General features: G+C 50.4%; 12 protein-coding genes, 1 pseudogene and 1 riboswitch. Of the genes and pseudogenes, 3 read left to right on the top strand and 10 right to left on the bottom strand.

Translation table 11 applies throughout. The features are described 5' to 3' along the window. The 10 genes from cobM to P8O70_07290 all read right to left on the bottom strand — a co-directional run. A partial coding sequence (cobM, locus tag P8O70_07335) for a precorrin-4 C(11)-methyltransferase (protein ID MDG2196690.1) occupies window positions 1-593 on the bottom strand: 593 nt, incomplete at its 3' end. Continuing rightward, window positions 590-1,378, bottom strand: a complete 789-nt coding sequence (gene cobI / locus P8O70_07330; protein ID MDG2196689.1) for a precorrin-2 C(20)-methyltransferase — start codon at window positions 1,376-1,378, stop codon at window positions 590-592. The genes cobI and cobM, both read right to left, overlap by 4 nt. After that, window positions 1,375-2,550 carry a cobalt-precorrin-5B (C(1))-methyltransferase CbiD gene (gene cbiD / locus P8O70_07325; GenBank protein ID MDG2196688.1) on the bottom strand — a complete coding sequence of 392 codons (1,176 nt, stop codon included), beginning with the start codon at window positions 2,548-2,550 and terminating at the stop codon, window positions 1,375-1,377. Before cbiD ends, cobI begins: the two co-directional genes overlap by 4 nt. Beyond that, window positions 2,463-4,217: a precorrin-8X methylmutase gene (locus P8O70_07320; GenBank protein MDG2196687.1), complete on the bottom strand. Its 1,755-nt coding sequence runs from the start codon at window positions 4,215-4,217 to the stop codon at window positions 2,463-2,465. The genes cbiD and P8O70_07320 overlap by 88 nt, the downstream gene beginning before the upstream one ends. Before the next feature lie 10 nt (window positions 4,218-4,227). Then, a complete protein-coding gene (locus P8O70_07315) occupies window positions 4,228-4,728 on the bottom strand; it encodes a bifunctional adenosylcobinamide kinase/adenosylcobinamide-phosphate guanylyltransferase (protein ID MDG2196686.1) in 501 nt (166 codons plus the stop codon). A gap of 134 nt (window positions 4,729-4,862) precedes the next feature. After that, a riboswitch (cobalamin riboswitch) is annotated at window positions 4,863-5,038 on the bottom strand. A 50-nt stretch (window positions 5,039-5,088) separates the two neighbouring features. Further along, on the bottom strand, window positions 5,089-6,210 hold the full coding sequence (locus tag P8O70_07310) for a quinone-dependent dihydroorotate dehydrogenase (protein ID MDG2196685.1): 1,122 nt from the start codon (window positions 6,208-6,210) through the stop codon (window positions 5,089-5,091). Then, entirely contained in the window at window positions 6,207-7,670 is a 1,464-nt protein-coding gene (locus P8O70_07305) for a malic enzyme-like NAD(P)-binding protein (GenBank protein MDG2196684.1), read from the bottom strand. Before P8O70_07305 ends, P8O70_07310 begins: the two co-directional genes overlap by 4 nt. Window positions 7,671-7,783: 113 nt before the next feature. Beyond that, window positions 7,784-8,920 (bottom strand): 5-(carboxyamino)imidazole ribonucleotide synthase, encoded by a 1,137-nt coding sequence (purK, locus tag P8O70_07300; GenBank protein MDG2196683.1) that lies wholly within the window; start codon window positions 8,918-8,920, stop codon window positions 7,784-7,786. Beyond that, on the bottom strand, window positions 8,917-9,399 hold the full coding sequence (purE, locus tag P8O70_07295) for a 5-(carboxyamino)imidazole ribonucleotide mutase (protein MDG2196682.1): 483 nt from the start codon (window positions 9,397-9,399) through the stop codon (window positions 8,917-8,919). The genes purK and purE overlap by 4 nt, the downstream gene beginning before the upstream one ends. Window positions 9,400-9,482: 83 nt before the next feature. Continuing rightward, entirely contained in the window at window positions 9,483-10,733 is a 1,251-nt protein-coding gene (locus P8O70_07290; GenBank protein ID MDG2196681.1) for a replication-associated recombination protein A, read from the bottom strand. A 183-nt stretch (window positions 10,734-10,916) separates the two neighbouring features. Here P8O70_07290 and P8O70_07285 point away from each other — a divergent pair, with 183 nt between their 5' ends. The 3 genes and pseudogenes from P8O70_07285 (at window position 10,917) to P8O70_07275 (ending at window position 14,118) form a co-directional block, all read left to right on the top strand. Continuing rightward, window positions 10,917-11,972, top strand: coding sequence for a sugar phosphate isomerase/epimerase (locus P8O70_07285; GenBank protein ID MDG2196680.1), 1,056 nt, complete (start codon window positions 10,917-10,919; stop codon window positions 11,970-11,972). 26 nt (window positions 11,973-11,998) lie between these two features. Then, a pseudogene (locus P8O70_07280) lies at window positions 11,999-12,895 on the top strand (cation diffusion facilitator family transporter). A gap of 44 nt (window positions 12,896-12,939) precedes the next feature. Next, complete coding sequence (locus P8O70_07275; GenBank protein ID MDG2196679.1) at window positions 12,940-14,118, top strand: Gfo/Idh/MocA family oxidoreductase; 1,179 nt, start codon at window positions 12,940-12,942, stop codon at window positions 14,116-14,118. The last annotated feature ends 6 nt before the right edge of the window (window positions 14,119-14,124 follow it).

Below are 14,124 nucleotides of genomic sequence, written 5' to 3'. Positions count from 1 at the left end.
TCCTGGGGCCACGTGGCCTTCTGGATCAGCCAGATCGGTGTGTTGTCAGGATAGTGCTGGCGTAGATCTGCAACCATTGAGTCCAGATGAGGCCCAGACAGAAAGATGCAGAGTGTTGTTTGATGGGCTGCTAACTCCACTAGCGCTTCACGCTCGGGTACTCCAGAGGCTCTACCGGTAGTGCGCGTCAGGATGATCGATTGGGCTACCGAGGGCTTGGTCAACTCTGCTCCAAAACAGGCTGCAGCAGCGGTGAAGGAAGAGACGCCTGGGACAATTTCGAAGTCCACTCCCCGTTCTCGTAAATGACGCATCTGTTCGGCCGTAGCTCCATAGATAGCTGGATCACCAGAGTGTACGCGAGCTACTAGCCAGTCGTGCTGCTGGGCTTGGCAATACCACTCCAACTGCTGCTCCAAATGAAGACCAGCAGTGTTGACGCAGGTTGTTTCTTCTCGGCAGTACTGCAGGATGTCATCGCTAACTAACGAGCCAGCATAAAGCACGAGATCCGCACGACGCAGAATTTCTGCACCCCGGACTGTGATCAGATCAGCGGCACCAGGCCCAGCACCAATAAAATAGACTTTCATCCAGTTGGCTCAGACAAAGTTTCTCTAAGAGGGCGAGTTGGCAGTCGATGACGTGGCTGATGTGCCTCTCTGCGGATCAGCATGGTTGAGAGGTAGCCTGTCTCTGCGTCTCTGGGCAGGTCAGCCAAGCCACAGCTCGTTCGTTCTTCCGCAAAACCCAGTCTCTGGGCAAATACACAGCTTTCAGTAATTCCCAATTCTTCAAGCAGAGCAAGCACTTGGGGTAGGCGTCGTCCGATTTTCATCAGAACAACCAAGTCATGCGTCAGAATATCCGCTCGTAGGGCCGACATTTCCTCTGGACAAGGAAGCAACAACACTCGTTCCTTGCCTTCACCAAGAGGCCAATCGAAGTGTGCAGCAATCGCAGCGAAGCTAGTGATACCAGCATAGGTTTGATGTCGGAGCTGCGGATAGATTTCGCGTAGGGCGGTAATTAGATAGCCATAAGTCGAATAGGTCATCGAATCTCCCAGCGTCAGATATCCCACCTGACGGCCCAACTGCAACTCACCACGCAGACTCAGCGCCAATCCCCTATAATATTTTCGTAAGCGATCTCGATCCGAACTCATTTCGAAGGAGATCTCTCGCCACTCAGCTTGAGGAAGTTCCAAACCTTCTAGAGCATGTAAAGCTGCCGAGGATTCGTGAGAGGTCGCCCGGGGATAGCAGATCAAATCGCAACATTGCAATTCCTCCCAGGCAGCGACGCTGAGCAGTCGGGCTGGACCGGGCCCCACACCGATTCCAACAAATCGACCCATCGGTTTGCTTTCAGTCATTCGTAGCTCTGGGTCATCGGCAAGCCCAAGGGATTTCGGTGCATGTCAAACAGTAGGGTCTGGACTTCCAGTACGTGTTGAAGTCGAGACTGGACCTTCTCAGTGATGCGTTGCTCGACCAGTTTCCAGAACCGAGAACTTTCCGGAGTTTTGCCGAACTGCTGAATGATCCCTTCCACCGTCGTTGCGTCCTTACACTTCTCAAGCAGACTCGGCTTCATCCCAAAAACTTTAGCCAATTCAAGAATTCCCTGCATCGCCATCGGGCTAACTCCAGAATGCGTATCCCATTGATTTTCCAAAATTTTAGCGAGCTTTCCTGGGTGTCCGACCAACCAAAGCTGCTCAAGTTTACGATGGTGATTGCCAAGTTCCTGATCAACAGTATTCAGCGCAAAGCCGACAAAGTTAGCCATCGGCACGACTCTTTCGGAAGTGAGTCCTAGCTGCTGTTCTGCTACCAGTTGTCCAATGTTTCCGGGTGCCAGTACAACTGCCTTAGCATCGTCAGCGAGGGCAATGCGCACATAGAGTTCGATGGATGCTAGCCACGAAGCTAAAGACTTTGGTTCAACGATTCCCTTGGTTCCAAGCACTGAAAGACCACCAACGATACCAAGGCGCGGATTGTAGGTCTTGGCTGCCAGTTGCTCGCCTTCGTCAATACCAACCATTACTGTGAAGCCTTGCGAGCGGTGCTGCGGGTAGGCCTCCAGTGTCTCCAAAATGGTCTGAATCATCATCTGCCTGGGGACCGGATTGATCGCAGGCTCTCCGACGGGCAAGGAAAAACCTGGTTTGGTGATCGTTCCTACGCCACTTCCTGCACGGAAGTGGATTCCAGTCCCCTCAGCTTTGAGTTGAACCCTGATTCGACTGCCGTGGGTTACGTCGGGATCGTCACCGGCGTCCTTGATCACGCTGGCTTCGGTGCACACGTCCGTGAGTTGTTGGACTCGCTCGATTGGTACACGTACGAAGTAATGCCCCTCCGGAAGATCGACCTTTACCTCCTGGGATATGGGTTCTCCTAGCCACAGTCGCAGTGCGGCTTGCGTGGCAGCCGTAGCACAAGTGCCTGTCGTCAAGCCTCGTCGTAGACCATTAGGGGCTGGGACACTGAGATCGAATTCAATTCTTTTTTGTGTGGTCCGGGGAATTTCTGGTTCCATGCCTGAATCATCAGCGCGTTGACGACAGCTGCGGCCCAATTTGATCCTCCTCGGGTCCCTTGGTTGGTGATTCTAGGGACAAGTTGGCATTCTTGAAGCTCCTGCTTGGACTCACGAGTTCCGACAAAACCAACCGGCAAACCAATCACTAACTTCGGTTGCCACTGTTCCTGCTGAATCAGCCGCAAAGCTTCACGAATCGCTGTTGGTGCGTCACCAATCGCCAGGATGATTGGTTCATTTTTGTGCTGAAGAAAAGCCCTGCGAATTCCTGCGGCAGAGCGTGTCAGTCCAGAGGCTTCAGCCAATAAGTGTGTCTCTGGATCATGCACCAAACAACTGGTAGTCAATTCCAGGCTGGAGAGCAAGCTGCGTTTTAGACCACTCTGCACCATGGTTACATCTGTTACAATGATAGCTCCATCTAGCAGCGCCTGAACACCATGCTGAATCGCAGTTGGAGAGAAGAAGATATCTTCGACGATTACAAAGTCTCCGCTAGTATGCACGAGTCGCTGCAGGATGGCCTTGACCCCGGAACTGTAGGCAATCCAGTCGTAGTTCGCTTCGATCAGTTGGAAGCTCTCTGCCTCAATCGGATGTGGAACATAGGCGCTGGAGAGCTTTACGGCAGATTTGTGCTCATGAACATGCGAGTGCTCTTGGTGATGCGAGTGTCCATGAGTATGGCCCACATCCGCAGGGTGATCGTGCTGATGATGCGTGTGTGGATGGGAGTGGGAGTGTGCTCCTTCAGTTTCGTGGTGGTGAGTGTGCGAGTCTCCCAGGATCCCCCGCACATGATGGTGGTGGGCTTCCTGTACCTTGCCAACCTCAGCTTCGTAACCCACGATCTGGGTACGGTACTTACAGAGACTGCAGTTGGAGGAATTGATGCCAACCAACGCTTCCCGAGCTTTCTCGACCCAAACATCTGTCACATGAGGATGAACTCCCAGATAGCCTGCTTTGAGAACTTCTACATCAGGAAATTTTGGCTGAACCTCATCGATAGCGCCATAAATCCGCTTGATCAGGATACCAGTGAACAGGAAATAGGGTATCACTATGACACGCCGATAGCCCATTTGTGCTGCTCTGGCAATTCCATCAGCAACTAGCGGCTTTGCAGTTCCAGAGTAGCAAACATAGGAACTCCCAAAACCCATCCCCTCCTCAACCATACGTGCTAGCTTATTTACATTGGAATTCACATCTGGATCGGTGGTCCCACGCCCGACAACGACAAGTAGCGATTCATGCCGAGGGATCATCCGGGCAGATTGTGCTTCAGCACTGATGATTCGCTCTTGAAACAGTTTTAGCAGCAGCGGATGAATTCCCATCGGTCCACCGTAGTGGAATTTAACTTCCGGAAATTCTGGCTTCACGCTCAGTAGTTCAACAGGCATATCGTTCTTGCCGTGACTGGCGGCAAAGAGGATTCCGGGCACCATCACAATCTTGCGAGAACCCATGCGGACATTTTCGCGTAAGGCCTCATCAATTGTAGGAGTTGCGAACTCGAGGAACCCGTGCGTGATGACTCGATCTGGCTGACGTTGCTTGAGAAGCATCAGGGCTTCTTCAAACTCCCTGGTACCATCGGCATCTCGACTACCGTGTCCTGCGATCACCAACCCAAAATCGTCCGTTCCTTCTGACATGCTTATTCAATTACTTGAGTTGTAGTGGAAGACCAGCTGCACAAAAGAAAACCTGATCACAACGTTCCCCCAACCATTGGCCTACTCTTCCGGAGAGATCAGCAAAGCGCCTGGCTAGGGGATTAGTTGGAACGATTCCCAAGCCTACTTCATTGAGTACCAGCACAAATTGATGAGGGCTGTTCCAGAGAGCCTCCAGTTCCGAGAAGGCCCGCTCTTCATCGTGGCCATGGTGCAGCAGATTGTTCAGCCACATGGTCAGACACTCCACCAGTACGATCCGAGGTTCCTTTGGGAGCTTCTGTTGTAACCACAGGCCCTCCTCAATTGTGACAAAACGCTCCACTCGCTGTTGCTGGTGAAGAGCAATACGTTGTTGTAGCTCTGGATCTTCGGTGAATTCAGTCGTTGCTAGGTAGATCGGTAGTTCTGTTGTAGGAATTGAGAGCGCCAGTTTTTCGGCCAAGCGCGACTTTCCACTCTTAACACCACCAGTGACCAGAATCCGCAAATGCGTTACCTTGATCTGGAGAATACGAAAGACGGGAAGATGAGAGGTTGGGACGATAGGACGGATGGAGATCAGCTAGAATTGGTTGTTCTGCAGATCGACTAGAAATCGTCAGCCTCTCAGGTTCCTCGCCTGAATCTGAACGTGTGATGGGCAGGTCTCCTGGCTCAGGGCAAGTTCACAACGCCTTCCCGCTTTTGCAGTGGCTAACGGTTGTGAGATACACCCTTCACAGTTGCGAGGACAGCTCCGGGATTTCACCGGATTCCCTATTCTCCGCAAGCGCGGCACCCAGCACGAGAACGTAGCAATACAGTAATTGATTAAAAGAGCAATCAGATTTTTAGGAATTGGTAGTAGCTAGGAGCGATGATCCGCCCCAATTGCGTCCGAAAGGTGAGCGTAACCATCTTTGTTCAGATGTGTCAGCAGTTCTCGGCAGATTTGATTGGCTAGACCAGGGCCTTGGTAAACAAGCCCTGTGTAGACCTGTAGCAGAGTGGCCCCAGCTTTGATCTTGTCGTAGGCGCTTTTACCGTCTGTGATTCCACCGACACCAATCAGTAGAAGCTTTCCTTGAAGCTCCTGATAAAGTTTCGAGAGGATCTGAGTCGACAACGTATGTAAGGGACGTCCACTCAATCCTCCTGTTTGATGAGCATGAGAAGAGCGTAATTGATTACGTTCAAGAGTCGTGTTGGTGGCGATCAAGCCAGCTAGAGGAAATTGGTGGACAACTTCTAGGAGATCGCGAAGGGCCTCATCACTCAGATCAGGAGCAATTTTAAGTAAGATTGGGAGCTGCCGAGGATGTTGTAACTGTAACTCTTGGGCAGTCTGAAACAAGTAATCAAGCAGTCGTTGGAGAGCAGTTTTTTCCTGTAATTTACGGAGGTTTGGAGTATTGGGCGAGCTGATGTTGACTACAACGTAACTGGCAGTGTGCCAAACAGCAGTCAGGAGTCGTTGGTAATCCTCAGCTGCTTTTTCGTTGGGAGTGTCTTTGTTTTTGCCAAGGTTGATTCCAACAATGCCTTGCTTTGGTCTTTGATGTAGACGTTGGAGCAAGGCATCCTGACCTTGGTTGTTGAAACCCAGACGGTTGATCAGTGCCTCATCTTTCAATAGACGGAAGATTCGTGGACGCTCATTTCCAGGTTGGGGTCGAGGCGTAATGGTCCCGCATTCCACGAAGCCAAAGCCGAAGGAAAGTAGTGAGTTGTAAACTTTGGCGTTTTTATCTAAACCAGCTGCGATCCCAACAGGGTTAGGAAATTCCAGACCGAAGCACTCCATTTTTAGGCGATGTAGGTCTGGAACAGGTGGATAGAAGAGTTTGTAAAGATGCGGACTTCCAAAACGCTCTGCCTGCTCGAGCCAAGTCAGGGTCAATTCATGGATCTCTTCTGGATCCTGACGGAAGAGAAACGGTCGAATCAACCTCTGATAGGCTTTGTCAGTTAGTTTCTGGCGGTCCTTCATTCTCCATCTTGTTTTGAACTACTGGGAGTCATTCTGACAATTTTTTCCCGTCGAGCGACTCCAGTATCGATAGCAGCCTGTTGAACAGCTTCAGACACTGCAGGTACAACAGTCTGATCAAATACACTAGGAATTATATAGTCAGGAGCTAAATGATTCTCATCAATACTATGAGCGATTGCTTCAGCTGCCGCCATCTTCATCTCTTCATTGATGATGGATGAACGGGAGTCAATCGCACCACGGAAGATGCCCGGGAAACAGAGCACATTATTGATCTGGTTCGGATAGTCGCTGCGACCGGTCGCCATTACAGCGACATAGGGTTGTGCAATTTCCGGCATGATTTCAGGATCGGGATTGGCCATCGCAAAGACAATCGGGGCTTTTGCCATGTTCTGTAGATCCTGCTCATCCAGCAGATTGGGTTGCGATACTCCGACAAATACGTCTGCTCCACGAATTACATCTTTCAAAGATCCAGCCTCCCCATCGGGGTTGGTATGATCAACAAGCCACTGTTTGTCAGCATTGAGGTTAGTGCGTCCATTGTGTAAGGCCCCTTTGCTGTCACAACAAACAATATTGGTAATTCCCATCAGCATCATCATCTTGGTGCAGGCCGTACCAGCAGCCCCTGCGCCTGAAACAACCACCTTGAGGCTTTCCGCTTTTTTGCTGACTAACTTCAGAGCATTGATCAAGGCTGCTGTGGTGACGACGGCAGTCCCATGCTGATCATCGTGAAAGACAGGGATATCCAACTCTTCCTTGAGCCGCTTTTCGATTTCGAAGCAGCGAGGAGCCGCGATGTCTTCCAAGTTAACACCGCCAAGACCAGGAGCCAACGCTTTGACGATCCGGATGATCTCCTCGGTATCTTGTGTGTCCAGGCAGATGGGCCATGCGTCAATTCCTGCAAATTCCTTAAACAGCATCGCCTTACCTTCCATCACGGGCATCGCAGCTTTTGGGCCGATGTTTCCGAGTCCAAGCACTGCGGTCCCATCCGTTACGACTGCCACACAATTCCCCTTGATGGTGTAGCGATAAGTGTCCTCGGGATTGCGATGTAAGGCCATGCAGACACGTGCGACTCCCGGAGTGTAAGCGAGAGACAAATCGTTGCGTGACTTCAGGGGTAATCGACTCTCAACGGATAGTTTTCCACCTTCATGAACGAGAAACGTTCGATCGTAGAATCGAATGAACTCTACGTTCTCCAATTGCTTGAGCGCTTCCACAATTTTTGATCCATGATCTTCACTATGGGTAAAGATGCTGATGTCCCGCACTAGAGCATCGGAGGTCGGTCTGACGATATCGATCGCATCCAGATTGCCACCCATTTCGGAAATGATGTTAGTGATCTTGGCCAACATGCCGATCTTGTTAGTGATTTTAAGCCGTACAATGATGCTGTTGCTGGGATTGGAGGGAAAAGAGCCAGAAGCGGACATGGAACCTCAATACGCTGAGTAAGAGTGCGGAAGAACCGGAAAATTTGGGGTGTCCGGGTAGAATGCTATTTCATTCATTCCGTTGAAGTTTGCATGGCAAGTCAAGGTCTTTATCAGGTGTAAATTCCCTTGGGAGGAGAGCGGAGCTTCCACTTTTCTAACTCTTCCAACGCTTCGTCCAAGGACGCCGCACAAAGATTGAGGTGAGCCATTTTACGTCCGGGTCGTGCTTCGGCTTTTCCATACCAGTGTAGATGTGCTTCAGCTGGCAGACCAAGATGCCAGGCTTGAAGAGCTGAGATGTGCTCACCAAGCAGGTTCAACATAACCGTTGGAGAGTGTAACTTTGGTTCTCTGAGAGGCCAGCCACAGATAGCTCTGAGGTGCTGCTCAAATTGGCAAACATTAGTGCCATCCTGAGTGTAATGTCCGGAATTATGTGGTCTTGGAGCGAGTTCATTGACCAATAATTGGCCATCTGGCATCACGAACATCTCGATGGCAAGCATGCCGTGTAGTTGCAAGCCCTGAGCGATTTGAGTTGTAATGTCCTGTGCTTTTCGATTCAAGTCTTCACTAATCCGGGCAGGCACCAGTGAACTTGCCAGAATCCCTGCCTCGTGAACATTTTCCACAACTGGAAAACAATGAATTTCACCCGTGGTCGATCGAGCAACTAGCGATGAGATCTCTCGCTCAAAAGGTAGCCAACCTTCAGCAATCAACTCTCGTTGGTCACCTTGTAAGTCCTGAAAAGCAGCCTCTGCATCAGCTACTTTATCCACCTTCCTTTGGCCTTTGCCGTCATAGCCGCCCATACAGGTCTTGAGCAGAATGGGGGTCTGCCATTGCTGGAAGCATTCTTCTAATGCTCGAGTAGAAGCCACACTCTGAAAAGGGGCTGTCGCAATTGAAAGCTGTTTCAAAGTTTGCTTCTCACGAATGCGATGCTGGCAGGTCGATAGCAAGGAGCTGCCCTGTGGCAAAGAAACCTTCTGCTCTAATTCCGCAACTAGTGGATAAGGAATATTCTCGAATTCATAGGTGACCAAGTCGGAAAGCCTAGCGAATTCCTTATGGGTTTCTCTTGAATCGTAAGGTTCACAAAAATGTCTGGTAGAAAGCTTACCAGCAGGACTTTCAGGATCTGGATCCCAAACGACAAAGCGTAGCCCGAGAGGGAGACCCGCCAGAATCAGCATTTGTCCAAGTTGACCACCTCCCAGTAGTCCGATGGTTGGGCCTATCATGGTAATTCTGTCGCTATAACAGTGTCACGGGTTTGGTTCCGCCAGTCCTCCAAGCGAGCGCGCAGATCCTGCTTATAGACAGCAAGCATCTGGACAGCGAGCAAACCAGCATTGAAAGCGCCAGCCTCACCGATCGCAACAGTGGCGACAGGAACTCCACGTGGCATTTGCACAATGGAAAGAAGTGAGTCCAATCCGCTCAATGATGAAGATTTGACAGGAACCCCGATCACGGGAACCAGAGTTTGGGCTGCAACCATTCCTGGCAAATGTGCGGCTCCCCCAGCCCCAGCGATGATAATCCTTAGGCCCCTTTTGTCAGCCTGATTCGCGTATTCTGTCATCAATTGAGGTGTGCGATGAGCTGAAACAATGCGTTTTTCAAATTGCACATCAAACTGTGTGAGAGCCTCACAGGCGTGCCGCATGGTTTCCCAGTCCGATTTGCTACCCATGATGACTCCAACCTCGACCGTCATGACGAATTCTCCATACTGTTTCAATGTTTATTCAACCAAGGATAAAAATCGTATTTGTAATAGGTTTCATACACCAATATTGTTCAGCCCTGATTTGCTTTACGTTCACGCAGCCTTTGCCAGTAAGCTAGGCGTTTGGCAATTTCTCTTTCATATCCTCTCTCCACAGGCGCATAGAATTGTTTACGAGGAATTTCATCCGGAAAGCAATTCTGTCCCGAAAACCCATCTGGATCATCGTGATCATACTGGTAGCCCAGACCGTATCCTTCCTCACGCATCAACTTCGTCGGAGCATTCAAAATGTGCTTGGGTGGCATGAGCGAACCATACTGCTGAGCTAGTTGCTGGGCCTGTTTCCAAGCCAGATAGGCAGCGTTAGATTTAGGGGCAGTGGCCAGGAAAATTGTAAGTTGCACCAAAGCTAGATCTCCCTCAGGGCTACCCAATCGCTCATAACAATTCCAAGCTTCCAAGGCTCGGCCCATTGCTTCAGGGGCCGCCAACCCAACATCTTCAACCGCTATCCTGGTCAATCTTCGCAGAATATAGGCCTTGTCTTCACCACCAATCATCATTCTCGCCAACCAATACAGGGCAGAGTCACAATCAGAGGCTCGCAAGGATTTGTGTAGTGCCGAGATCAAATTGTAGTGCTGATCACCAGCTCGATCATACTGTGGTGCCCGATGGCGCACTAACTCCAACATTTGTTCTGTGTTCAGCGTTGTGGCTTCTGGTTGATCATAGAGAATTTCTGCCAGATTTAGTAGGTAACGTCCATCTCCATCAGCCAGCTGCAGTAACTTTTCACGAGCAGTTGCCTCGAGCGGAAGTGGTCGCTTGATGTAATCTGCCGCACGCTTCAGCAGGGATTCAAGTGCATCCTCCTCCAGTGGCTTGAGAGTGAGTACCTGAGTGCGCGAGAGCAAGGCGGCATTCAATGAGAATGAGGGATTCTCTGTGGTGGCCCCGATCAACCGGAGTAGTCCTTCCTCAATCACTGAGAGTAGCGCATCTTGCTGACCTCGATTGAAACGATGAATTTCATCAACGAAGAGGATTGATTTTGCAGTAAGTAGAGATACTTCCTCGGCCTGATGAAAAACCTTTCGTAACTCTGCGACACCGTCATAGACTGCAGAGATGGCAAAAAATTGAATACCTGGCTGCTCCCCGATGATCCGTGCGATGGTGGTCTTGCCACAGCCGGGTGGACCCCAAAGGATGAAGGATCCTTTTTGCAAAAGTGCCTGTTGATGGGCCAAGATCTGCTCCTGACCAAAGACCTCCTCTAGTTTTTTGGGGCGCAGCAACTTGGCTAACGGATCCATTTTTTAACTCTTTCTGAGGAAAAATTGCAAATCGTAGCGTTTGCTCTGATTTGGGCGTTGCCTTCCTTCGTCCAGAGCGCTACGATTCGGCCGTTTGCTCCCTTGTGAGCTTCTCCTCTCAACCTATCCCGGGGACTTAATCCTTCGGGAAGAAATTGCATCACGCCAACTGTGGGGTTTCTCATGAAAACCATCAAAGGTCCCGCTATTTTCCTAGCCCAATTTGCGGGTGATCAGGCACCATTCAACAGCTTTGACAGTATCTGTCAGTGGGTTTCCGGTCTCGGCTACAAAGGAGTTCAGGTGCCGAGTTGGGACAAGCGTCTCTTCGATCTGGAAAAAGCAGCAGCTTCCAAGACCTACTGTGATGAAGTCGCAGGTGTTGCGGCTTCTTATGGACTGAAAATCACTGAACTCTCCACGCACTTACAAGGCCAACTCGTGGCCGTTCATCCAGCTTATGATGACGCATTCGACGGGTTTGCAGCCCCTGAAGTTCGTGGTAACCCACAAGCGAGACAAGAGTGGGCCGTCAATCAGTTGTTTATGGCAGCTCAGGCTTCCCAACACCTTGGACTGACTGCGCATGCTACCTTCTCAGGAGCATTGGCGTGGCCCTACATGTATCCCTGGCCACAGCGACCTTCTGGGCTTGTCGAGACAGCCTTTGACGAGTTGGCCAAGCGTTGGACCCCCATCCTAAATGTATTTGAGAATGCCGGAGTTGATGTTTGCTACGAAATTCATCCAGGTGAAGATCTCCATGACGGAGTGACCTTTGAAATGCTGCTAGAGCGAACTGGCAATCACCCACGCTGTCGAATGCTTTATGATCCCAGTCACTATGTCCTGCAAGCCTTAGACTATTTGGAGCACATCGACATCTATCACGACATGATCAAGATTTTCCATGTCAAGGATGCAGAATTCAACCCGACTGGTCGACAAGGAGTTTATGGCGGTTATCAGTCCTGGGTCAACCGTGCAGGCCGTTTCCGTTCTCTCGGGGATGGACAGGTTGATTTCCCAGGGATCTTCTCCAAGATGGCCCAGTACGACTTTCCAGGCTGGGCAGTGCTGGAGTGGGAATGCTGTCTGAAGCATCCCGAACATGGTGCTGCAGAAGGTGCCCCCTTCATTCAACGTCATATCATCGAGGTCACTGAAAAGGCATTTGATGACTTCGCAGATGGTGGAACTGATGAAGCAGCGAATCAGCGGATGCTGGGATTGACCTGAAAGGCTGTCTGGCTACTGAAAACACAATGGCACACGATCACCATGTTGGTAATTACAACTGAGCTTTTGCGCTTGGGGTAACCCTGAACTTGGGATTCGTGTTCGTGGAATTCTTTTTCGGGTTACTCTCAGATTCGCTCGTTTTACTGGCAGATGCTGGTCATAACCTGAGTGATGTTGCAGGACTACTGCTTGCCTGGGGAGCAAGTTATCTGGCAAAAGCTCCTGCCACAGCAAATCGAACTTACGGGTGGCGTAAGGTCCCTGTGATGGCCTCCTTGTTGAGTTCGTTGATGCTTCTGGTTGCCACAGATGCCCTTGGCTGGGAAGCCTTTCAGCGACTCTTTGCACCACAATCGGTGACAAGCTTGACCATCATTGTGGTAGCTGGAGTTGGAGTGCTGGTCAATACAGTGACGGCCCTCCTGTTCGTGAGTGGTCAACACCATGACCGCAATTTGCGGGCTGCATCTCTGCACATGGTGGCTGATGCAGGGATCTCACTGGCGGTAATGCTTGGTGGCCTGCTAATGCTTTGGCAGGAATTGCCCTGGGTTGATCCAGCCCCTTGTCTGCTGGTGGCTAGTTTCATCATTTTCAGCAGTTGGGGTTTACTCAAAGATTCCCTGAATTACGCATTGGATGCAGTACCTCGAAACATTGATGTACAGGGCATTCGACAGTATCTGGCTAACTTGGATCAGGTAGACCGTCTGCATGATCTTCATGTTTGGCCGTTGAGTACCAGTGAGGTCGCACTGACCGTTCATTTGGTGGTACATCAGCAATCACTGGATAACTCCTTGCTCCACCAGATCCAGCAGCATCTGCATGATCAATTTGAGATTGAGCATGCAACCATCCAGCTTGAATCCTCGCTCGAAGAATCAAACTGCCTGTTGGCTCCGACAACCTACCACTGATCAAAGAATCTATTCATCACTACAACAAATTTTTAGAGGATTACATGACGATTGAAGCATATGAAACCAATTCGAACTTCCGCCGCATTCCCTATGGAATGGTGGGTGGTGGTGAAGGTGCCTTTATTGGAGCAGTGCATCGCATTGCAGCTCGCATTGATGACCGTTTTGAGCTGGTTGCAGGAGCTTTGAGTTCAGAAGCCGAGCGTTCAAAGCGTTCCGGTCAAGCGATTGGAATTGCTGCGGATCGTTGTTACGGAAGCTACCACGAAATGGCTCAGCAGGAAGCGGCTCGTCCTGATGGAATTGAGGCAGTCGTGATTGTTACTCCAAACCATCTGCATGTCCCGATTGCCAAGGCCTTTCTGGAAGCTGGAATCTATGTGATTTGTGATAAACCGTTGGCTGCTCACCTTGCGGATACGGAGGGACTATCTGAACTGGTCAAGGAGAAGGGTTGTCTTTTTGCTGTAACTTACAACTACAGCGGTTATCCGTTGATTCGACATGCTCGTGAAATCATCGCTAGTGGAGAGCTTGGAAAGATTCGGGTGGTTCAAGCGGAATATCCCCAGGATTGGTTGAGCGAAAAGTTGGAAGACACCGGGCAAAAGCAAGCTTCCTGGCGAACAGATCCAAATCAGGCCGGAGGAGGTGGATGTCTTGGAGATATTGGAACCCATGCCTTCCATCTAGCCTGTTTCGTCTCGGGACTAACACCGGCGAGTGTGTTGGCAGACCTGAATTCTTTTGTTGAAGGAAGGCAACTTGATGATAACGTCCACGTGTTGCTGCGCTTTGAAGGGGGCGCCAAAGGTATGCTTTGGGCTAGTCAAGTGGCCCCTGGTAATGAAAATGGGCTACGTCTGCGGATTTATGGAGACAAAGCTGGCCTGAGTTGGTCTCAGGAAAACCCGAATTATTTAACGTTCTCCCCTCTTGGGGAGCCTTCTCGCTTGCTTGGACGAGGCGGTCCTGGCCTTACAGGTGCTGCTGCAAGGGTCACCAGAATTCCACCAGGGCATCCAGAGGGCTACCTCGAAGGATTTGCTACCATCTATCGTGAAGTGGCTGATGCAATTGAAGCCAAGCGCAACGGAAAAAATCAGCTGAACGAGGTAATTTTCCCCGATCTGGAAGAAGGTCTACAAGGGATGCGTTTTGTTGATGCCGTGTTGCGTTCCCACAAAAATGGTGGAGTGTGGACTTCATTAAACAGCTGACATTAT

It is taken from the genome of SAR324 cluster bacterium (genome assembly GCA_029245725.1).
Classification (GTDB): Bacteria; SAR324; SAR324; order SAR324; family NAC60-12; genus JCVI-SCAAA005.
Note: the sequence above shows the minus strand (reverse complement) of the source record. Positions and strands in the feature narration are given on the sequence as shown.